This is a genomic window from Borborobacter arsenicus (genome assembly GCF_003934165.1).
In the GTDB taxonomy this organism is placed as follows: domain Bacteria; phylum Pseudomonadota; class Alphaproteobacteria; order Rhizobiales; family Rhizobiaceae; genus Pseudaminobacter; species Pseudaminobacter arsenicus.
Genome location: NZ_RKST01000021.1, coordinates 35,358 through 57,056, shown reverse-complemented (window position 1 = coordinate 57,056; position 21,699 = coordinate 35,358). Strand labels below are relative to the sequence as shown.

Here is a 21,699-nt window from a genome sequence, read left to right as displayed (position 1 = left end):
AGATCGGGGCGGCCTTCAGGGCCGCCCTTTTCTTTTACGGGATCGGCTGCTTTATTCGGGCGGAACCCGAAACTCCCGGACAGGCCCGACATGAGCGGCATTGCTGTAAGACCCGCCGAAATTGCCGATCTCGATGCAATTACGGCGATCTATGATCATGCCGTGCGTCACGGCACGGCCAGTTACGAGCTTGAGCCGCCTTCGCGCCAGGAGATGGAGGCGCGGTTCAGCAGGCTTCGCGACGGCGGCTTTCCCTATATCGTTGCCGAGCTTGGCGGCGAGGTTGCCGGCTACGCCTATGCCGGACCGTTCCGGCCGCGCCCCGCCTATCGTTTCATCGTCGAGGATTCGATCTATATCGCGCCCGATCGCCAGGGGCAGGGCCTCGGCCGGGCTTTGCTGGAACGGCTGATTACCGATACGCGCGCGCTCGGCTTTCGCCAGATGATGGCGGTGATCGGCGACGGCGGCCCGCACAGTGCATCGGTGAAACTGCATGAGGCGCTGGGCTTCCGCCATTGCGGCATGCTCGAAGGTTCCGGTTTCAAACACGGACGCTGGCTCGACACGGTTTTCATGCAGCTTTCGATGAATGGCGGGAAGACAACGCTTCCCGATGGCGAGACTGGTAATTCGCCGGTGTTTCCGCCATATAGGCCGCAATGAGCACCAATGCGCCTTTCGCCAAGATGAACGGGCTCGGCAACGAAATCATCGTTGCCGATATGCGTGGCCGTGCCGATCGCATCGCGCCTAAGGCGGCCGTTGCGCTCAATGCCGATCCGGCGACCAAGTTCGACCAGATCATGGCAATCCACGATCCGCGCACGCCCGGAACGGCGAATTATATCGAGATCATCAATTGCGACGGCTCGATGGCGCAGGCCTGCGGCAACGGCATGCGCTGCGTGGTGCAGGCGCTTGCCGCCGAAACCGGCGAGAAGATATTCACCTTCGAGACGATCGCCGGCATCCTCAATGCCGAGGAGCATGAGGATGGGCTGATTTCGGTCGATATGGGCGAACCGCGCTTCGGCTGGCAGGAGATTCCGCTTGCCGAGGAGTTTCGCGATACCCGCATGATCGAACTCCAGATCGGTCCCATCGACGCCCCGGTACTGCACTCGCCTTCGGTTGCCTCGATGGGCAATCCGCATGCGATCTTCTGGGTCGATCAGGACGTCTGGTCCTACGACCTCGAGCGCTTCGGACCGCTGCTTGAAAACCATCCGATCTTTCCAGAGCGCGCCAATATCTCGATTGCGCAGGTCACTTCGCGCGATGCGCTGACCTTGCGCACCTGGGAGCGCGGCGCCGGGCTGACACGCGCCTGCGGCTCGGCCGCATGCGCCGCAGCCGTCAGCGCCGCCCGCACCAACCGCACCGGCCGCCAGGTCACCGTCACGCTTCCGGGTGGCTTGCTTGCCATCGACTGGCGCGAGGACGACCATGTGGTGATGACCGGCCCGGCCGAATGGGAATTTTCCGGGAGCTTCGACCCGGCCACCGGCCTGTGGCGGCGTGACCGGCAGGATGTCGCCTGATGGCCATCGACGTCGTTACTTTCGGCTGCCGGCTGAACACCTATGAATCCGAGGTGATGCGCCGCGAGGCGGAGGCTGCAGGGCTCGGCGCGCTGAAGGACGGCGCGGTGATCTTCAACACCTGCGCGGTGACCGCCGAAGCGGTGCGCCAGGCCAAGCAGTCGATCCGCAAGGCGCGGCGGGAAAATCCGAACGCGCGCATCATCGTCAGCGGCTGCGCGGCGCAGACCGATCCGGAGGCCTTCGCGCAGATGGCCGAGGTCGATCTGGTTCTCGGCAATGAAGAGAAGCTGAAGGCCCATAATTACCGCGCTTTGCCCGATTTCGGCGTCAACGACACCGAAAAGGTGCGCGTCAACGACATTATGAGCGTGCGCGAGACCGCAAGCCACATGGTCGATGCGATCGAAGGCCGGGCGCGTGCCTTCGTGCAGGTGCAGAATGGCTGCGACCATCGCTGCACCTTCTGCATCATCCCCTACGGCCGCGGCAATTCGCGTTCGGTGCCGATGGGTGCAGTGGTCGAGCAGATCAAGCGCCTGACGGGCAATGGCTATGCCGAGATCGTGCTGAGCGGCGTCGACATGACCAGCTATGGCGCCGACCTGCCGGGCGCGCCGAGGCTGGGCAAGCTGGTCAAGACGATCCTGCGCCAGGCGCCGGATGTGCGCCGGCTGCGGCTGTCCTCCATCGACTCGATCGAGGCCGACGATGATTTGCTGGAAGCCATCGCCACTGAGAAGCGGCTGATGCCGCATCTGCATCTGTCGCTGCAGGCGGGCGACGACATGATTCTGAAGCGCATGAAACGCCGCCATTTGCGCGACGATTCGATCCGTTTCTGCGAAAAAGTGCGCGAAATTCGTCCAGAAATCGTCTTCGGCGCCGACATAATCGCCGGATTTCCGACCGAAACGGAAGAAATGTTCGAAAATTCTCTGAGAATTGTCGCCGAATGCGGCCTGACGCATCTGCATGTCTTCCCGTTCTCGCCGCGTGAGGGAACGCCGGCGGCGCGCATGCCACAGGTGGCCGGACAGGCGATCAAGGAGCGCGCGGCAAGGCTGCGCGCGGCCGGCGAGGCCGCCTATCGACACCATCTGCAAGTGCTGGTCGGCACCAGGCAATCCATCCTGATCGAGCGCGACGGGCTCGGCCGCACGGAAGGCTTCACGCTTGCGGCAATTAAGGGCGGTGCACCGGGCAGCATCGTTGCGGCCGAGATCACCGGCCAGGACGGCGCGCGGCTGATTGCCAGCCCTGTCGCCCAGATTGCGGCCTGAGGAAAGCGGACCGCATGGCATTCGGTTTCATCAAGAAAGTCTTTTCCTTCGGCAAGAAACAGGCCGAGGAACAACCCGCCGACACGCCACTGCCGGCCGATATCGAGGCGCTGAAAGCGCTGAAACCGGCCGATGAGGCTGCGGCAATCGCCGAAACGCCGTCCGCCCCGGCCGAGGGGCCCGCGCCCGAGACCCCGCCTGCACCGCCTGCGATCCCCGAGCCGGAACCTGCGCCGCAGCCGGTGCCGCCGGAAAAGCCGAAACCGGAGCCCGCGCCGGAAGTCCCGGAAACCGAGCCTGAAAAACCCGCCGAACAGCCGGCGCCCACGCCGAGCCCGGCGGAGCCGGAACCTGCGCCAGCCGAGGTGCCTGTTGCGCCGCAAGAGCCGTCGGCGCCTGACCTGCCCGAGGAAATCCCCTCGCCGCCTGAGACGCCGGCAACTGCGCCGACCATGCACGCAACCGCACCCGAGGCTGCAGCCGCCGAGCCTGAATCGGAAGGGCAACAACCTGTCGCGGACGCGGCGGATGATGTGCCGCCCGCCGAAATTCCTGCGCCATTGCGCCAGCTGGAACCCATAGCCGCCGAGCCGCTGCGCGACGAGATCGCGCCGGAGCCTTCCGCCGTTCCGCAGCCGACACCTGCGCGAGCCGCTGGCAAGGTCACGGTGTCGAAGAAGGTCGAGCAGAAGGCCGAGCCGGCAGCACCCGCCCCGCAGGCCCCCAGGCAAAGCTGGTTCCAGCGGCTGAAATCCGGCCTGGCGCGCTCATCGAAGGAACTTGGCGACAATATTTCCGGCGTCTTCACCAAGAGCCGCCTCAACGAAGATATTGTCGATGATCTGGAAGAGGTGCTGATCCGGGCCGATCTCGGCATGGAAACGGCAATCCGCATCACCGACACGTTGACATCCGGTCGCTATGGCCGCCAGACGACGGAAGCCGATGTGCGCCGCATCATGGCCGAGGAGGTCGAGAAGGTGCTGGCGCCGGTGGCGATGCCGCTTGAACTCGACCTGTCGCACAAGCCGCATGTCATCCTCGTGGTCGGCGTCAACGGCACCGGCAAGACGACGACGATCGGCAAGCTGGCCGCCAAACTGACCGAGGGCGGGCTGTCGGTGATGCTGGCCGCCGGCGACACCTTCCGCGCGGCGGCTATCGAACAGCTCAAGATCTGGGGCGAGCGCACAAATTCGCCGGTGGTGGCCTCCAAGCTCGGCGCGGATGCTGCCGGTCTTGCCTGGGACGCCTATGAGAAGGCCAAGGAAGCCGGTTCCGATGTACTGATCATCGATACGGCCGGCAGGCTCCAGAACAGGGCCGAGTTGATGGCGGAACTCGAAAAGATCGTCCGCGTGCTTGGCCGGCACGATGCGGATGCGCCGCATACCGTGCTGCAGACGGTCGATGCCACGACCGGCCAGAATGCGCTGAACCAGGTCGAGATCTTCCGCAATGTCGCGGGCGTCAACGGGCTGGTCATGACCAAGCTCGACGGCACGGCGCGCGGCGGCATATTGGTGGCCATCGCCGCCAAGCATAGATTGCCGGTCTATTTCATCGGCGTCGGCGAACAGGTCGACGATCTGGAGCCATTCTCAGCCGGCGATTTCGCCAAGGCGATCGCAGGAGTAGAGTGAAGCGCAATGACCGAACCGATCCTCGAACGCGACCCGTCCGACCCGAAGAAGAAGGACATCAATCCGCTGCTCAAGCTGGTCCTGGAGCTGGGGCCGCTTATGGTGTTCTTCTTCGCCAATGCGCGCGGTGCGTGGCTGGCCGAGAAAATCCCGGCCCTCAATGATTTCGGCGGGCCGATCTTCATCGCCACCGGCCTGTTCATGATCGCCACCGCGATTGCGCTGGTTGCGTCGTGGATTTTGACGCGCACGCTGCCGATGATGCCGCTGGTGTCCGGCGTGGTGGTTTTCGTATTCGGGGCGCTGACGCTCTATCTGCAGGACGACGTCTTCATCAAGATGAAGCCGACCATCGTCAACACGCTGTTCGGCGGTGTGCTTTTGGGCGGGTTGCTGTTCGGCAAGTCGCTGCTCGGCTATGTGTTCGATTCCGCCTTCCGGCTCGATGCCGAGGGCTGGCGAAAGCTCACCTTGCGCTGGGGGCTGTTCTTCCTGTTCCTGGCAATCGTCAATGAGGTGGTCTGGCGCTCGTTCTCGACCGACACCTGGGTGGCCTTCAAGGTCTGGGGCATCATGCCGATCACGCTGGTCTTCACCTTCTTCCAGATGCCACTGATCATGCGGCACTCGCTGGATGAACGGCTCGGCAAATAAGCTCCAAGGTCACCGTTAGATCGAGATGACCCATCTCGATCTAAGCCTTTGTTATTGAAGCGTGATCTTGTCCGAAAAGTCTGCAGCTTTTCGGGATCGTACCGCATATGCAATGCCCGCATTGCTGCATTGCAGCAATATATGTTGCAATGCAGCGCATCTATGCCGATCTTTGTGGGGTCAGGGAGGAGCCTTGCGCCGGTTCAGGCGCGTTTTGAAAGGAGCCTGCCATGATCCTGTCCAATGCGGTCAATCGCATCCGGGAGCGCGTCGAAAAGCGCCGCCGCTACAATCGCCTCATCGCCGAGATCGAGAGCATGACGCATCGCGACCTTGCCGATATCAACGGCAATCGCGACGAAATGCTGCGCGGTGCCTATCGCGAGATCTACGGCTAAGTTCAATACGCCTCACGGCGTTGCCGCGAGCGCCTTTTCGATCTGCGGCAGCACGACCGTCTGGACCGACTGCACCGTCAGCGGTCCGACATGCTTGAACAAGACCTTGCCATCCTTGCCGATGATGAAGGTTTCCGGCACGCCATAGACGCCCCAGTCGATGGCGCTGCGGCCGGCCTCATCGGTGCCGACGGCGCCGTAGGGGTTGCCGAGGTCCCCCAGGAAACGGCGGGCATTTTCCGGCTTGTCCTTGTAGTTGAGGCCGGCAATGGCAAAGCGCTTGTCCTGCGCGAGCGCCATGAGGACCGGGTGCTCTTCGCGGCACGGCGCGCACCAGGATGCAAAGACATTGACCAGCGTGACCTTGCCGGCGAACTGCCCGGAGTCGATGCCGGGCAGCGAAATGCCTTCAAGCGGCGGCAGCACGGTCTTCGGCGCCGGTTCGCCGATCAGCGCCGAAGGCACAGCCGAAATGTCGCGGCCGGACAAAAGCTGCATCAGGAAGATGCCGGCCAGCACCAGGAAGATCGCCAGCGGCAGCAGCACGATCAGTCGCGGACCGGATTTCCTGGCTTCGCTGTCTGTCGTCATTTCTTGATACTACCGCGATCCGACCGGCGGCGGGCACCGCTTGCTTCCAGTTCGGCCATCTCGCGCCGCCTGCCGCGCTGGTCGGCAAGGATCCAGATGACCAGACCTGCAAGCACGAGCGCGGATATCGCATAGGCCGCCGAAACATAGAGGGCATGCGCCGTCATGCGAGCCTCCGGCAAGATGGTTTTGCCAGGCATTTGAGGTGTTGTGCGCGCAACGGTCCTGCCTTGTTCATGGCACTTTCATACAAGTGGCGCACCGGCTACGCAATCGAGCGCCGGTGCGGCGGATTTGCAGATCGGCCGACAGCCTGGCCTTGCATCCCCATCAATCCACGCCCGATTCCAGTGCGAGCGCAGCGGCAACCGGACCGATCACCGCCAGAAACAGCGTCAGCGCGCACAGGATGAGAAAGGGCGGCAGGAACGGGTCGGGATCGGCGACCGCGCCATAGCTTGCCGAGACGCCGAAAATCAGCACCGGGATGACCAGCGGCAGCACCAGCACGGAGACCATCAGCCCGCCACGCGGCAGGGCAACCGTCACCGCAGCACCGGCCGCGCCGATGAAGGTGATCGCCGGCGTGCCTACGAGCAGGGTCACGGCGGCGGCGCCGATGCCGATAGGCTCGATATTCATGAAAAGGCCGAGCAGCGGTGTGGCGATGACCAGCGGCAGCACGCATGCCGTCCAATGCGCCAGGCATTTGACGAATACGGTCAGCGCCGGCATGTGCCGGTCGCCGGCGAGCATCAGGAGATCGAGCGAACCGTCCTCGCGATCGGCCTGGAACAGCCGGTCGAGCCCGAGCAGTGAGGCGAGCAGCGCGCCGATCCACAGAATGGCCGGGCCGATGCGCCCAAGCAGGTTGAGATCCGGGCCGACGCCGAAGGGGATGGTGGCCACCACCGCCAGGAAAAACAGGATGCCGGTCAGCGCGCCGCCACCGGCGCGGATGCCCAGCCGGACATCGCGGAGATAGAGCGCTAGCATGCGGTGCCCCGCGAGTTAGTGTGGCGTTCTACGTTGCCCCCCTCTGTCCTGCCGGACATCTCCCCCACAAGGGGGGAGATCAGCAGCTTTGGTGACGCCGCCCTTTCTACAGCCGGTGCGAGGAGCGAAAATCGACGTGTAGGCCAATCTCCCCCCTTGTGGGGGAGATGTCCGGCAGGACAGAGGGGGGCGCGGAGGAATGCAGTCATTTCAGGTGAGGCCCAACCTCAACTCTTTCACCTCGTCGAGGCCGAGCGGCAGGTGCGTCGCGGCAATGATGATGCCGCCGTCTTCGAGATGCGCTTTCATCAGGGCGATGAACTGGATTTCGGAGTGTTTGTCGAGGCCGGCAGTCGGCTCGTCGAGAAGCCAGACGGGACGGTAGCTCACCAACAGCCGCGCAATGGCGATGCGCCGCTTCTGGCCGGTCGACAGATAGCCGAACGGCAGATGGCCGATCGTGTCGAGCCCGACCATTTCCAGCGCATCGATTACCGGGAGATGCGGGCTGCCGAGGAATTCCTGCCAGAAGGCGAGGTTTTCCGAGACGGTCAGCGCCTTCTTCATCCCGTTTTCATGGCCGAGATAGTGGCAGGCGGAGGCAAGCGTGGGAAAATCGGCGCCGGCCGCCTCGAAGCGAATCGCCCCGGCGCCGGTCGGCAGGAGTCCAGCTACAGTCCGCAGCAGCGTCGACTTTCCGGCACCGTTCGGGCCGGTGACGATCAGCCCGTCGCCTTGCCCAAGTGCAAATGAAACGTCTGAAAAGACTGTCTCGCCACCACGTTTTCCGCCAAGTCGGTCGGCGATCAGCCGCATTCGTCCCCCATAATCCTGATATTGGCACCGCCAAGCGCGGGCCGACAAAATAGTCCTTCAGTAGCCTAGAACTATTCCAGAAAATTCTCTATATGCCAGCCAACCACGCCAGCGGTCGGCGCGGTAACAGAATTTTGCGCCGAACCAGCACGCGCGCCGCCTTGAACGGCCGGGTCGCATGGGAGCGGACAGCGGAAATGGCCGTACCCGCACCTTTGCGCGTGATATGCATGCCCACTGGCGTCCGCCCCCATATCGGCAAACCGACTTTAGGGGATCGTACGTGTCCAAATCACTCGACAGTTTCAATTGCCGCCGCACGCTCAGCGTTGCCGGAGCGGAGTATGTCTATTACAGCCTGCCGGAAGCCGAGAAGAACGGCCTGACCGGCATCGCCCAACTGCCCTATTCGATGAAGGTGCTGCTGGAAAACCTGCTGCGCAACGAGGACGGCCGCTCCGTCACCAAGGAGAGCATCCAGGCGATTGCCGGCTGGCTCACCGACAAGGGCACTGCGGGCGTGGAAATCGCCTATCGCCCGGCCCGCGTGCTGATGCAGGATTTCACCGGCGTGCCGGCCGTGGTCGACCTTGCCGCCATGCGCGACGCCATGGCCAATCTCGGCGGCGATCCGCAGAAGATCAACCCGCTGGTTCCGGTCGACCTGGTCATCGACCACTCCGTCATCGTCGACGAATTCGGTACGCCGATGGCCTTTGCCCGCAATGTCGAGCTTGAATACAAGCGCAACCAGGAGCGCTACAAATTCCTGAAATGGGGCCAGCAGGCGTTCCGCAATTTCCGCGTGGTGCCGCCGGGCACCGGTATCTGCCACCAGGTCAATCTCGAATATCTCGGCCAGGTGGTGTGGACCAATAGCGAGAGCGGCGAGACGGTCGCCTATCCGGATACCTGCGTGGGCACCGATTCCCACACCACCATGATCAACGGTCTTGGCGTGCTCGGCTGGGGCGTCGGCGGCATCGAGGCGGAGGCTGCCATGCTCGGCCAGCCGGTCTCCATGCTCCTGCCCGAGGTCATCGGCTTCCGCCTGACCGGCAAGCTCAAGGAAGGCGTCACCGCCACCGACCTTGTGCTCACCGTCACCCAGATGCTGCGCAAGAAGGGCGTTGTCGGCAAATTCGTCGAATTCTTCGGCCCGGGCCTCTCCAACATGACGCTGGCCGACCGCGCCACGATCGGCAACATGGCGCCGGAATATGGCGCGACCTGCGGCTTCTTCCCGGCCGATACGGAAACGCTGCGCTATCTCACAATGTCGGGCCGCGCCGAAAACCGCATCGAACTGGTCGAAGCCTATTCCAAGGCGCAGGGCATGTGGCGCGACAATTCCTCGGCCGATCCGGTCTTCACCGACCTGCTCGAGCTCGATCTCGGCGACGTGGTGCCGTCCATGGCCGGTCCGAAGCGGCCTGAAGGTCGCCAGGCCCTGCAGGACATTCCGGCCGGTTTCGCCAAGGCGATGGAAACCGAGTACAAGAAGACCGCCGACATCGCCAGGCGCTATGCCGTCGAAGGCGCGGACTACGATATCGGCCATGGCGACGTGGTCATCGCGGCCATCACCTCCTGCACCAACACCTCCAATCCGAGCGTGCTGATGGCCGCCGGGCTGCTGGCACGCAATGCCAACCGGCTTGGCCTCAAGCAGAAGCCTTGGGTGAAGACCTCGCTTGCACCGGGCAGCCAGGTGGTCGCCGAATATCTGGAGAAGTCGGGCCTGCAGAAGGAACTCGACCAGATCGGCTTCAATCTCGTCGGCTTCGGCTGCACCACCTGCATCGGCAATTCCGGCCCGCTGCCGGGTCCGATCTCCAAGACCATCAACGACAAGGGCCTGATCGGTGCGGCGGTGCTTTCGGGCAACCGTAACTTCGAAGGCCGCGTGTCTCCGGACGTGCAGGCCAACTACCTCGCCTCACCGCCGCTGGTCGTGGCCTATGCGCTTGCCGGCACGGTGACCAAGGACCTGACCACGGAGCCGATCGGCGAGGATCGCAACGGCAAGCCGGTTTATCTGAAGGACATCTGGCCTTCGACGCAGGAGATCGACGCCTTCATCGCCGAAAACGTCACGCGCGAGCTGTTTGCCCGCAAATATGCCGACGTTTTCAATGGCGACGACAATTGGAAGGCGGTGCAGGCGCCCGAAGGGCAGACCTATACCTGGGACGACGCCTCGACCTATGTGCAGAACCCGCCCTATTTCGTCGGCATGGGCCTGAAGCCGGGTGCGGTCGGCAAGATCGAGGGCGCGCGCGTGCTCGGCCTGTTCGGCGACAAGATCACCACCGACCACATCTCGCCCGCCGGTTCCATCAAGGCGGCTTCGCCGGCAGGCAAGTACCTCACGGATAACGGGGTCGGCGTGGCCGATTTCAACCAGTACGGCACGCGGCGCGGCAATCACGAAGTGATGATGCGTGGCACCTTCGCCAATATCCGCATCCGCAACCACATGCTGGGCGAAAACGGGCGCGAGGGTGGCTACACCATCCACTACCCGTCCAAGGAAGAGATGCCGATCTATGACGCAGCCATGCAGTACCGGGCTGAGAACGTGCCGCTGGTGATCTTCGCCGGCATCGAATATGGCAACGGCTCCTCGCGTGACTGGGCGGCAAAGGGCACCAACCTGCTTGGCGTGCGCGCCGTCATCGCCCAGTCCTTCGAGCGCATCCATCGCTCCAACCTGGTGGGCATGGGCGTCATCCCCTTCGTCTTCGAGGAAGGCACGTCATGGGCCTCGCTCGACCTGAAGGGCGACGAGACGGTGACGATCGAGGGGCTGGAGACCATCCGCCCGCGTCAGAAGATGCATGCCAAGGTGACGTTCGGCGACGGCACGGTAAAGAATGTCCCGATCATCTGCCGCATCGATACGGTCGATGAACTCGACTACTTCAAGAATGGCGGCATCCTGCAATATGTGCTGCGCGACCTCGCGGCATAAGCAGCTAACCCTGTTTAGACGAAAAGCCCGCCGCCCCTGTCGCGGCGGGCTTTTTCATGTGCGTTGAGCCGCCTGTCACCGCAACGTGACTTTTGGTTGATGGCGTCACTGCCTATTGTTTCGGGAAAAGAAGAGACCGGTTACGCCGGGCAGTGTTTGTGGAACGGCCATGAAATATCGATTCTTCCTGTCACAGGCAGTAGCCCTGATGCTCCTGCCGGTTTTTGCGGGAACAGCTTTGGCCGACGACACCTCAAGGCCCGACGGCGTGATTGAATTGTTCACCAGCCAGGGCTGCAGTTCCTGCCCGCCCGCCGACGCGCTTTTCCAGGAATTCGCCAAGAATCCGGACTTCGTGGCACTGGCCTATCATGTCGACTATTGGGACTATCTCGGCTGGCGCGACAAGATGAGCAAGCCCGAGAGCACCGAGCGCCAATATGGCTATATGCGCTCCTTCGGTTCGCGGTCGGTCTACACGCCGCAGGTCGTGATCAATGGCCGCATTCATGTCAATGGCGCCAAGCGCGCCGATATCATGGACGGGCTGGCGGAACTGGATGAGGCCGGGCAGGGCATGTCGGTCAGCGTGAGCGTGGAGCGATCGGGAGATAGTCTGATGATCCAGGCCGGTCCTTCGCAGGATGGATCGGGCAAGGCTCATCTGGTGCTGGTCTATTTCGATCCACCGACCCCGGTGGGGATCGGCACGGGTGAGAATAAGGGTCGTACCGTTACTTATTGGAACGCCGTCTCGGATATCCAGACAGGGGGCATGTGGCACGGCGAGGCCGCCACCTATGAGCTGCCGGCGAGCAAGATTGCGCGCAATGGCGGCTGTGCGGTGCTTCTCCAGTCGGTAAGCAAGGAAGGCGAGCCCGGACCTGTGCTCGGGGCTGCCGTGCTGCGCTATTCGGATTGAGCCGTCACCACTTGTTTTTGGAAGATCGGCTTTCGCTCTATCTGTGCAACGCCAGACGATTCCGTCTGGCTGCAAATGCTCCAGGCGTTAAAAAACCGGCGCCCACAGAGTGTCGACACCGGCAAATTCGCTTCTGGATGTAACCCATATCCTTGGGGAAGCCGAGGTTGGTTCGATCCGACTCCGACCCGTGGGCGGGGGGCTTGGGGTTTACAGGCCAGTGCCGGACCGAACCGTCTCAGGCAACACCCATAAAATCGTCCGACAATGGGGCGGGAGGTTGGGTAAAAAGTGTCAGAAATGTGGCGACGCATCACCAATGAAAACAGTTTGTGCCTGTTTGTGACCAGCATCCACTGTTTTGATCGTTGACGGGCGCCCCTTGCAGGATAACCGGGCGTGATTGCGGCTTGCTTTTCATGCGCGATCGGGCGACGCTTGACCCTAGTCAACTGTCACGGAAGGTTCATCCGAATGACCGATCGCGCAGAGGAGGGTGGGGAAGAATCCGCCATATTGATTCCCCTTCATGAGGCAAGACGGGCGCGACAGGCCCTTATCGTCTCCTTCGATCGACGCGAACTGGACCAGATTCTTCGGGTCTATGGCCGGATGGTGGCGGCCAATGAATGGCGTGACTATGCCATCGACCATCTTTCCGATCGCGCCGTCTTCTCGGTTTTCCGGCGGTCGCGCGAGCATCCGCTGTTCCAGATCGTGAAGAACCCGAAACTCGCGCGCAAGCAGGGGGCTTTCAGCGTGGTCGCGGCAGGCGGCCTGATCCTCAAGCGCGGTCATGAGCTTGCCCGTGTGCTCAGCGTCTTCGACAAGACGTTGCGGCTGGTGGAAGCGTAGCGGATTCCCGATCCTGTATCATGGTGAAGAAGCGAACCGGGCAGCCATGGATGGCAGCAGAGGATTTTGGACGGTCGCTACCGCGTGGCGTCGGAGTGAACCTGCTGGTGCGTGAAATCGCACCGATGGAGGAGTTCTGCCGCAATGTGCTTTGCGCCACTATCGTGTATGCGGACGAGGATTTTGCGGCGGTCGAACTCCTAGAGCGGCGGGCGCCCGGATAAATCCGGGCTGCCGCTCTATCTGTTTGTTTTTGCCGCATTTGTGCGACGCCAAGTGATTCCACTTGGCTGCAAAATGCTCTAGGCTCCGTCTTCATGCTGCATGCCGACCATTCCTATCAGGACAATCCGATGAGCGGCGTGATCAGCGAGGTGGAAACGCGCGGTGCCGGGCTGGAAATCCGGCTCTATGGCGCCGATTCGGACCGTGTCGAGGCCCTGGCGCGAAAACATGACCACACCGTGCTTTCCGGATCGATCGACAAGCCGCATGGGCTGCGTGAATGTCACATCATCGGTCCGGATGGCTATGTATTCGTTCCCAGCCTGGCAATCCCGGTCCGGCGCGGATAATTGCTGCTTGTAAAAGCCGGACTACTCGGCACTCTGTCGATGCTGCTATAGAGATATTTTTGCAACAGTTTTAGCAACAAACCCTATTTTAACCATATCTGGTTGAAATACCGCCAACATCACCATGTTTACCGGGGGGTGATGCATTGATCGGACGCGCATGTCGGCTCCGACGGAGGTGTGGAATGAATTTTTCGAAAACCGGCCTGTTGGCCTTTTCGCTGGCAGTGCTGACAATCGGCGGTTGCCAAAGCTCGCGCATGTCGTCGCTGGACACGCAGCCTGCGCCGCTTACGCCAGCGCCCGCCGGCCAGGTGACGACCGGGCAACTGCCCCCGCCTGCCGCCCCCGGCACCGCCGCCGATCCGTCGCAGTTCCCCGCTGCGCCCGGCGGCACGCAGATGGCGGCCCTGCCGCCGGAACCGGCAGCAAATGCGCCGGATCTGACGGCCGGCAATGTCGCGGGCGTGTGGAATGCCTCCGTCGCCGGTCAGAGTTGCCGGGTTGCCACGCCGCAGACCAAGTTCGGCCAGGGCTTTCGTGCGGGTCCCCTGCGCTGCCCCGCTCCGATCGATGGCGTGAAGTCGTGGAATGTCGCCGGCAAGCAGCTTACGCTCTATGACGAGAGTGGCGGCACGCTGGCGCGGCTCTATTCTTCGGGACCGGAGAAATTCGACGGCCAGACCGAAAGCGGCGTGCCGATTTCGCTCAGCCGTTGAGGTGACGGGCGGCTGCGTCAGCCAGATGAGCGGCCGGAAAGACGATGACCTTTTTCTCCTGCGGCCGAGTGCAGCGCAACTGCCGGCCCAATTGCGGTGAAATGATCGATGCATCTGCGTGACGGTATCCAGACGAGGGCAACCGTCATGCAGCGCTATGCCCATCTGGCCGAAACCGGGGCGCTGCAGCGTGACCCGGCGCAGGAGGCGGTGGCAACCGCACTGGACCATTTGATCGATGAGCTATGCGCCAAGCGGCTGGCAAGCAAGGCGAGCGCATTGGGCTGGCTGTTTGCCCGCAAGCGCGAGACATTGGCGCCGGTCAAGGGGCTTTACATCCACGGCGATGTCGGCCGCGGCAAGACCATGCTGATGGACATGTTCTTTGAACTGGTTCCGGTGCGCCGCAAGCGCCGCATCCATTTCAACGACTTCATGGCCGATACGCAGGACCGCATCCAGAAGCACCGCCTTGCCCGCAAGAATGGCGACACCAGGCAAGACGACCCGATCCCGCCGGTCGCCAAGGCCCTTGCCGAAGAAGCCTGGGTGTTGTGCTTCGATGAGTTCTCGGTGACCGACATTGCCGATGCGATGATCCTGTCGCGCCTGTTTTCGGCCCTCTTCGCGCAAGGCGTGGTGCTGGTGGCGACGTCGAATGTGGCCCCCGACGACCTTTATCGGGACGGGCTGAACCGGGCGCTTTTCACGCCCTTCATCGGCCTGCTCAAGCGCCATGCCGATATTCTCGATCTCGATTCCGACAAGGACTATCGCCTGGAGAAGCTCGACCGCATACCGGTCTATCTCACGCCTGCCGGGCCGCAGACCGACCGGCGCATGGACGAGGCATGGCAGGCAATGACCGGCGGTGCGCCCGCCACATCCACCACGATCAGCGTCAAGGGCCGGCACATCGTCGTGCCGCAGGCGGTGGGCGAGGCCGCGCGCTTCACCTTCGCCGATCTTTGCGAAAAGCCGCTCGGCGCGCGCGACTACATGGCGCTTGCGGAGCGGTTCGACACATTCTTCATCGATCGCGTGCCGGTGCTGGACCAGACGCTGCGCAGCGCCACGAAGCGCTTCATCCTGCTGATCGACACGCTCTACGACAAAGGCAAGCATCTTATCCTGAGCGCCGATGTTTCCCCGGACCGCCTCTATGCCGGACGGCCGGGGGTGACGGAGGCTTTTGAATTCGATCGCACCGTGTCGCGTCTGATGGAAATGCAGAGCCGCGAATGGCTTGAAAGCTGGGAGCGGCGGCGGGCATTCCTGGCCGCCGAGGCGAAGCTGGCGCAAACCCAGGTTCGTTGAAGGCAACTTGCCTTAAAACTTTGACGTTTACGTAAATCCAACTTGTTCTAACCGTTTGAAATCCTTGATGGTGAAATAATCGGTTGAATTTCCAAGGCCATAGGGGTATCCCATCGGCGCAAATTCTGGCTGCATAGCCACATCCATCTGGCCTAACGTTCTCTTCCGGCAGCGTCACCGCCCGGTCAAAGACAAAGGAAAAAATCCTAAAATGGCACGCAACAAGATAGCCCTCATCGGCTCCGGTATGATCGGCGGCACGCTCGCCCACCTGATCGGTCTCAAGGAACTCGGCGACGTCGTTCTGTTCGATATCGCCGAGGGCATTCCACAGGGAAAAGGGCTGGATATCGCCCAGTCCTCGCCGGTCGACGGCTTCGATGCGCGCTTCAGCGGTGCCAATGACTATGCCGGCATAGAGGGCGCGGATGTCTGCATCGTCACCGCCGGTGTGCCGCGCAAGCCCGGCATGAGCCGCGACGATCTGCTCGGCATCAACCTCAAGGTGATGGAACAGGTCGGCGCCGGCATCAAGAAATACGCGCCCAACGCCTTCGTCATCTGCATCACCAATCCGCTCGATGCCATGGTGTGGGCGCTGCAGAAATTCTCCGGCCTGCCCAAGACCCATGTCGTCGGCATGGCCGGCGTGCTCGACTCGGCCCGTTTCCGCTATTTCCTGGCCGAGGAATTCAAGGTTTCGGTCGAGGATGTCAGCGCCATGACGCTTGGCGGCCATGGCGACGACATGGTGCCGCTGACGCGCTATTCGACGGTGGCCGGTATCCCGCTGCCCGACCTGGTCAAGATGGGCTGGACCTCCAAGGACAAGCTCGAAGCCATCGTCGAGCGCACCCGCAAGGGCGGCGGCGAGATCGTTGGCCTGCTCAAGACCGGCTCGGCCTATTATGCCCCGGCGGCGTCGGCCGTCGCCATGGCCGAGAGCTACCTGAAGGACAAGAAGCGCGTGCTGCCGGCGGCCGCCTATCTGTCGGGCCAGTACGGCGTCAAGGACATGTATGTCGGCGTGCCGACCGTGATCGGTGCCGAGGGCGTCGAGCGCATCATCGAGATCGACCTCAACAGCGCCGAGCAAAAGATGTTCGACAAGTCGGTGGCCTCGGTTGCCGGGCTGTGCGAGGCTTGCGTCGGCATAGCACCCAATCTCGGCAAGAAGTGAGGGTCCGCGATGAACATCCATGAGTACCAAGCCAAGCAACTGCTGAAGGGCTTCGGCGCGCCGGTGGCCGAGGGTGTGCCGGTCTTCAAGGCGAATGAAGCCGAAGCTGCCGCCAAGGCCCTTCCCGGCCCGCTCTATGTGGTGAAGAGCCAGATCCATGCCGGCGGACGCGGCAAGGGCAAGTTCAAGGAACTGCCGGCGGATGCCAAGGGCGGCGTGCGGCTGGCCAAGTCGATCGAGGACGTCGTCGCCAACGTCAATGAGATGCTTGGCTCGATCCTGGTGACCAAGCAGACCGGAGCTGCCGGCAAGCAGGTCAACCGCCTCTATATCGAGGACGGTGCGGACATCGACCGCGAGCTTTATCTGTCGCTGCTGGTCGACCGCAGCGTCGGCCGTGTCGCTTTCGTGGTTTCGACCGAGGGCGGCATGGACATCGAGGCGGTGGCGGAAGCCACGCCCGAAAAGATCATCACCGTGGCCATCGACCCCGAACAGGGCGTGACGGCGGACGATGTGAAGAAGCTCAATGCGGCGCTGAAGCTTGACGGTGATGCGGCGAGCGACGGCGAGAAGCTGTTCCCGCTCCTCTACAGGGCCTTTGTCGAAAAGGACATGAGCCTGCTGGAGGTCAACCCGCTGATCGTCATGAAGAACGGCCGGCTGCGCGTCCTCGACGCCAAGGTGTCCTTCGATAATAATGCGCTGTTCCGTCACCCGGACGTGATTGAACTGCGCGACACCACCGAGGAAGACGAGAAGGAGATCGAGGCGTCGAAATACGACCTCGCCTATGTCGCGCTCGACGGCAATATCGGCTGCATGGTCAACGGCGCCGGCCTTGCCATGGCAACGATGGACATCATCAAGCTCTATGGTGCCGAGCCGGCAAACTTCCTCGATGTCGGCGGCGGCGCCAGCAAGGAGAAAGTGACGGCGGCCTTCAAGATCATCACCAAGGACCCGGCGGTGAAGGGCATCCTGGTCAACATCTTCGGCGGCATCATGAAATGCGACGTCATCGCCGAAGGCGTGGTCGCGGCGGTCAAGGAAGTGGGGCTCCAGGTGCCGCTGGTCGTGCGGCTCGAAGGCACCAATGTCGAGCTTGGCAAGAAGATCATTCGCGAAAGCGGGCTCAATGTGACGTCGGCCGACGATCTCGACGACGCCGCGCAGAAGATCGTCAAGGCCGTGAAGGGGAACTGAGCCCAGATGTCCATTCTCATCAACAAAGACACCAAGGTTCTCGTTCAGGGCCTGACCGGCAAGACCGGTACATTCCACACCGAGCAGGCGCTGGCCTATCACGGCACCAAGATGGTCGGCGGCATCCATCCCAAGAAGGGTGGCGAAACCTGGGCCGGTTCGAAGGGCGAAAACCTGCCCATCTTCGCTTCGGTTGCCGAGGGCAAGGAAAGGACGGACGCCAACGCCTCCGTCGTCTATGTGCCGCCGGCAGGTGCCGCTGCCGCGATCATCGAGGCGATCGAGGCGGAAATCCCACTGATCGTGTGCATTACCGAAGGCATTCCGGTGATGGACATGGTCAAGGTCAAGGCGCGGCTCGACAAGTCGAAGTCGCGGCTGGTCGGCCCGAACTGCCCCGGCATCGTCACGCCTGACGAATGCAAGATCGGCATCATGCCCGGCAACATCTTCCGCAAGGGCTCGGTCGGCGTTGTTTCGCGCTCCGGAACGCTTACCTACGAGGCGGTGTTCCAGACCACCAATGCAGGCCTTGGCCAGACCACGGCGGTCGGCATCGGCGGTGATCCGGTCAAGGGAACGGAATTCATCGACATGCTGGAGATGTTCCTGGCCGACGACGAGACCAAGTCGATCATCATGATCGGCGAGATCGGCGGCTCGGCGGAAGAAGATGCAGCCCAGTTCATCATGGATGAGGCAAAGCGCGGCCGCAGGAAGCCGATGGCCGGCTTCATCGCCGGGCGCACGGCTCCGGCCGGCCGCACCATGGGGCATGCCGGCGCCGTCATTTCCGGCGGTAAGGGCGGGGCGGAAGACAAGATTGCGGCGATGGAGGCGGCGGGCATCCGCGTTTCGCCTTCACCGGCACGACTTGGCACAACACTGCTTGAGGCAATCAAAGGTTAGGCAGTCGGCAACGGGCGGTCGGCAGTCGGAGCAGACTCTTTACCGATTATCGACTGCCGAGGACCGGCTGCCCGAAAACAGGAGACGGGGCTGAAGGCTCCGGTGATAAGATGGCGCGACAGGATCAGGCCAACGACCAATTTTCCCTGACGTCATTCCTCTATGGCGGCAATGCCGACTACATAGAGGCGCTTTATGCCGCCTATCAGGAGGACCCGTCTTCGGTCGACCAGCAGTGGCAGGATTTCTTCGCGTCGCTGAAGGACGATGCCGGCGATGTGAGGAAGAACGCCGAGGGCGCTTCGTGGAAGAAGCCCGGCTGGCCGCTGGTCGCCAATGGCGAACTGGTTTCGGCGCTCGACGGCAATTGGGGCCTGGTCGAAAAGCATATCGAGACGAAGGTCAAGGACAGGGCGAGCGCAAAGGGCGTGGCGCTGACCGAAGCGGACGTGCATCAGGCGACCCGCGATTCTGTTCATGCCATCATGATGATCCGCGCCTATCGCATGCGCGGCCATCTGCATGCCAATCTCGATCCGCTCGGTATCGCCAAGCCGCTCGAGGACTACAACGAACTGTCGCCGGAAAATTACGGTTTCACCGCAGCCGACTACGACCGCCCCATCTTCCTCGACAATGTGCTGGGGCTGGAATTCGGCAGCATCCGGCAGATGCTGGAGATCCTCAAGCGGACCTATTGCTCGACGCTCGGCGTGGAGTTCATGCATATTTCCGATCCTGAGGAAAAGGCCTGGATCCAGGCGCGCATCGAGGGTCCGGACAAGGGAATCGCCTTCACCGCCGAGGGCAAGGTGGCGATCCTGCAGAAGCTGGTGGAAGCCGAGGGCTTCGAGCAGTTCATCGACGTCAAATACAAGGGCACCAAGCGCTTCGGCCTGGATGGCGGTGAATCGCTGATCCCGGCGCTGGAACAGATCGTCAAGCGCGGCGGCTCGCTGGGCCTAAAGGAAATCGTGCTCGGCATGGCCCATCGCGGCCGCCTCAACGTGCTGTCCCAGGTGATGGCCAAGCCGCATCGCGCCATTTTCCACGAATTCAAGGGCGGCTCCTATGCGCCCGACGATGTCGAGGGCTCGGGCGACGTGAAGTACCATCTCGGCGCTTCGTCGGACCGCGAATTCGACGGCAACAAGGTGCATCTGTCGCTGACGGCCAATCCCTCGCATCTGGAGATCGTCGATCCGGTGGTGATGGGCAAGGCCCGCGCCAAGCAGGACCAGCTCTATGGCCGCACGCCGCGCGACGAGATCGTGCCGTTGGAGGTGCGCTCCAAGGTGCTGCCTCTGCTGCTGCATGGCGATGCCGCCTTCGCCGGCCAGGGCGTGATCGCGGAAATCCTCGGTCTGTCGGGCCTGCGCGGTCACCGCGTTGCCGGCACGCTGCATTTCATCATCAACAACCAGATCGGTTTCACCACCAATCCACGCTTCTCGCGGTCTTCGCCCTATCCGTCGGATGTGGCCAAGATGATCGAGGCGCCGATCTTCCATGTGAATGGCGACGATCCGGAAGCCGTGGTCTATGCGGCCAAGGTGGCGACCGAATTCCGCATGAAGTTCCGCAAGCCGGTGGTGGTCGACATGTTCTGCTATCGCCGCTTCGGCCACAATGAAGGCGACGAGCCGGCATTCACGCAGCCGATCATGTATCGCAACATCCGGGCCCATAAGACGACGGCCCAGATCTACGCCGACAAGCTGCTGGCGGAAGGCCTTGTCAGCCAGGGCGACCTCGACCGGATGAAGGCAGACTGGCGCGCCCATCTGGAATCGGAATGGGAGATCGGCCAGCAGTACAAGCCCAACAAGGCCGACTGGCTGGATGGCGCGTGGTCGGGCCTGCGCACCGCCGACAACCAGGACGAGCAGCGGCGCGGCAAGACCGCCATGCCGGTCAAGATGCTGAAGGAGATCGGCAAGAAGCTGACGGAAGTGCCGGAAGGCTTCGAGGCGCACAGGACCATCGCACGCTTCATGGAAGCGCGGCGCAAGATGATCGATTCGGGCGAAGGCATCGACTGGTCGACGGCCGAGGCGCTGGCTTTCGGCTCGATCCTGCTCGACGGCAATCCGGTACGCCTGTCCGGCCAGGATTCGGAGCGCGGCACCTTCTCGCAGCGCCATTCGGTGCTCTATGACCAGCGCGACGAGACCCGCTATATCCCGCTCAACAATCTGAGCGCGGCCCAGGCTCCGTTCGAGGTCATCAATTCGATGCTCTCGGAAGAAGCGGTGCTCGGCTTCGAATATGGCTATTCGCTGGCCGACCCGAAGGCGCTGACCTTGTGGGAAGCGCAGTTCGGCGACTTCGCCAACGGCGCGCAGGTGGTGTTCGACCAGTTCATCTCGTCGGGCGAGCGCAAATGGCTCAGAATGTCCGGCCTGGTGTGCCTGCTGCCGCATGGCTATGAGGGCCAGGGACCGGAGCATTCGTCGGCTCGCCTCGAACGCTTCCTGCAGCTTTGCGCCGAGGACAATATGCAGGTCGCGAACTGCTCGACGCCGGCTAACTATTTCCACATATTGCGCCGCCAGCTGAAGCGCGACTTCCGCAAGCCGCTGATCCTGATGACGCCCAAGTCGCTGCTGCGCCACAAGCGGGCGGTGTCGACCATTGCCGAGCTGTCGGGCGAGAGCTCGTTCCACCGCCTGCTGTGGGACGATGCGCAATATCCGGGCAAGGACACGGTCAAGCTGGCTCGTGACTCCAAGATCAGGCGCGTCGTGCTGTGCTCGGGCAAGGTCTATTACGACCTCTACGAGGAGCGTGAGAAGCGCGGCATCAACGATATCTATCTGCTGCGCGTCGAACAGCTCTACCCGTTCCCGGCCAAGGCGCTGATCACCGAACTGTCGCGTTTCCGCAATGCGGAGATGGTGTGGTGCCAGGAAGAGCCGAAGAACATGGGCGCCTGGTCCTTCATCGATCCCTATCTGGAGTGGGTGCTTGCCCATATCGAGGCCAAGCATCAGCGTGTCCGCTATACCGGCAGGCCCGCTGCGGCATCGCCCGCCACCGGCCTGATGTCCAAGCATCTGGCGCAGCTCCAGGCCTTCCTCGACGACGCGCTCGGCGAATAACCCTCAGATCAGAAAC

21 protein-coding genes are annotated in these 21,699 nt (G+C 62.5%); 17 read left to right on the top strand and 4 right to left on the bottom strand.

The genetic code is table 11. The features are described 5' to 3' along the window. The first annotated feature begins 90 nt into the window (after positions 1-90). The 6 genes from EET67_RS20710 to EET67_RS25700 all read left to right on the top strand — a co-directional run bounded on the left by EET67_RS20710 (position 91) and on the right by EET67_RS25700 (position 5,522). Positions 91-666 (top strand): GNAT family N-acetyltransferase, encoded by a 576-nt coding sequence (locus EET67_RS20710; RefSeq protein WP_128628117.1) that lies wholly within the window; start codon positions 91-93, stop codon positions 664-666. After that, complete coding sequence (gene dapF, locus EET67_RS20705) at positions 663-1,544, top strand: diaminopimelate epimerase (protein WP_128628116.1); 882 nt, start codon at positions 663-665, stop codon at positions 1,542-1,544. The genes EET67_RS20710 and dapF overlap by 4 nt, the downstream gene beginning before the upstream one ends. Continuing rightward, on the top strand, positions 1,544-2,827 hold the full coding sequence (mtaB, locus tag EET67_RS20700) for a tRNA (N(6)-L-threonylcarbamoyladenosine(37)-C(2))-methylthiotransferase MtaB (RefSeq protein WP_128628115.1): 1,284 nt from the start codon (positions 1,544-1,546) through the stop codon (positions 2,825-2,827). The genes dapF and mtaB overlap by 1 nt, the downstream gene beginning before the upstream one ends. A gap of 14 nt (positions 2,828-2,841) precedes the next feature. After that, positions 2,842-4,470: a signal recognition particle-docking protein FtsY gene (ftsY, locus tag EET67_RS20695; protein WP_128628114.1), complete on the top strand. Its 1,629-nt coding sequence runs from the start codon at positions 2,842-2,844 to the stop codon at positions 4,468-4,470. Between the two features lie 6 nt (positions 4,471-4,476). Next, positions 4,477-5,124 carry a septation protein A gene (locus tag EET67_RS20690; protein ID WP_128628113.1) on the top strand — a complete coding sequence of 216 codons (648 nt, stop codon included), beginning with the start codon at positions 4,477-4,479 and terminating at the stop codon, positions 5,122-5,124. Positions 5,125-5,354: 230 nt separating this feature from the next. Next, positions 5,355-5,522: a hypothetical protein gene (locus tag EET67_RS25700; RefSeq protein WP_165899985.1), complete on the top strand. Its 168-nt coding sequence runs from the start codon at positions 5,355-5,357 to the stop codon at positions 5,520-5,522. Between the two features lie 12 nt (positions 5,523-5,534). Here the strand turns inward: EET67_RS25700 and EET67_RS20685 are convergent, their stop codons facing one another. From EET67_RS20685 to ccmA, 4 genes are all read right to left on the bottom strand, one after another. Then, positions 5,535-6,113, bottom strand: a complete 579-nt coding sequence (locus EET67_RS20685; RefSeq protein WP_128628112.1) for a DsbE family thiol:disulfide interchange protein — start codon at positions 6,111-6,113, stop codon at positions 5,535-5,537. Further along, complete coding sequence (gene ccmD, locus EET67_RS20680; RefSeq protein WP_128628111.1) at positions 6,110-6,280, bottom strand: heme exporter protein CcmD; 171 nt, start codon at positions 6,278-6,280, stop codon at positions 6,110-6,112. Before ccmD ends, EET67_RS20685 begins: the two co-directional genes overlap by 4 nt. 163 nt (positions 6,281-6,443) lie before the next feature. Then, the gene (gene ccmB, locus EET67_RS20675) at positions 6,444-7,109 is read right to left on the bottom strand and encodes a heme exporter protein CcmB (RefSeq protein ID WP_128628110.1); all 666 of its coding nucleotides are present in this window, start codon (positions 7,107-7,109) and stop codon (positions 6,444-6,446) included. A 210-nt stretch (positions 7,110-7,319) separates the two neighbouring features. Continuing rightward, positions 7,320-7,925 carry a heme ABC exporter ATP-binding protein CcmA gene (gene ccmA / locus EET67_RS20665; RefSeq protein WP_128628108.1) on the bottom strand — a complete coding sequence of 202 codons (606 nt, stop codon included), beginning with the start codon at positions 7,923-7,925 and terminating at the stop codon, positions 7,320-7,322. A 283-nt stretch (positions 7,926-8,208) separates the two neighbouring features. On the opposite strand from ccmA, the gene acnA reads away from it, so the two are divergent. The 11 genes from acnA (at position 8,209) to EET67_RS20610 (ending at position 21,683) form a co-directional block, all read left to right on the top strand. Further along, positions 8,209-10,899, top strand: coding sequence for an aconitate hydratase AcnA (gene acnA / locus EET67_RS20660; RefSeq protein WP_128628107.1), 2,691 nt, complete (start codon positions 8,209-8,211; stop codon positions 10,897-10,899). A 169-nt stretch (positions 10,900-11,068) separates the two neighbouring features. Further along, positions 11,069-11,821 (top strand): DUF1223 domain-containing protein, encoded by a 753-nt coding sequence (locus EET67_RS20655; protein ID WP_128628106.1) that lies wholly within the window; start codon positions 11,069-11,071, stop codon positions 11,819-11,821. Between the two features lie 474 nt (positions 11,822-12,295). Beyond that, positions 12,296-12,676: a DUF2794 domain-containing protein gene (locus tag EET67_RS20650; protein ID WP_128628105.1), complete on the top strand. Its 381-nt coding sequence runs from the start codon at positions 12,296-12,298 to the stop codon at positions 12,674-12,676. Between the two features lie 20 nt (positions 12,677-12,696). Continuing rightward, positions 12,697-12,900 carry a hypothetical protein gene (locus tag EET67_RS20645; RefSeq protein WP_128628104.1) on the top strand — a complete coding sequence of 68 codons (204 nt, stop codon included), beginning with the start codon at positions 12,697-12,699 and terminating at the stop codon, positions 12,898-12,900. A 93-nt stretch (positions 12,901-12,993) separates the two neighbouring features. After that, a complete protein-coding gene (locus EET67_RS20640) occupies positions 12,994-13,251 on the top strand; it encodes a VOC family protein (RefSeq protein WP_245451093.1) in 258 nt (85 codons plus the stop codon). Positions 13,252-13,436: 185 nt separating this feature from the next. Beyond that, positions 13,437-13,970 carry a protease inhibitor Inh/omp19 family protein gene (locus tag EET67_RS20635; RefSeq protein WP_128628103.1) on the top strand — a complete coding sequence of 178 codons (534 nt, stop codon included), beginning with the start codon at positions 13,437-13,439 and terminating at the stop codon, positions 13,968-13,970. Between the two features lie 108 nt (positions 13,971-14,078). Continuing rightward, positions 14,079-15,287, top strand: a complete 1,209-nt coding sequence (gene zapE, locus EET67_RS20630; RefSeq protein ID WP_128628102.1) for a cell division protein ZapE — start codon at positions 14,079-14,081, stop codon at positions 15,285-15,287. 211 nt (positions 15,288-15,498) lie between these two features. Then, a complete protein-coding gene (gene mdh / locus EET67_RS20625; RefSeq protein ID WP_128628101.1) occupies positions 15,499-16,467 on the top strand; it encodes a malate dehydrogenase in 969 nt (322 codons plus the stop codon). A gap of 9 nt (positions 16,468-16,476) precedes the next feature. Next, entirely contained in the window at positions 16,477-17,673 is a 1,197-nt protein-coding gene (gene sucC / locus EET67_RS20620) for an ADP-forming succinate--CoA ligase subunit beta (RefSeq protein ID WP_128628100.1), read from the top strand. 6 nt (positions 17,674-17,679) lie between these two features. Beyond that, complete coding sequence (gene sucD / locus EET67_RS20615; protein ID WP_128628099.1) at positions 17,680-18,582, top strand: succinate--CoA ligase subunit alpha; 903 nt, start codon at positions 17,680-17,682, stop codon at positions 18,580-18,582. Positions 18,583-18,692: 110 nt separating this feature from the next. Then, a complete protein-coding gene (locus EET67_RS20610) occupies positions 18,693-21,683 on the top strand; it encodes a 2-oxoglutarate dehydrogenase E1 component (RefSeq protein WP_128628098.1) in 2,991 nt (996 codons plus the stop codon). Positions 21,684-21,699: the final 16 nt, after the last annotated feature.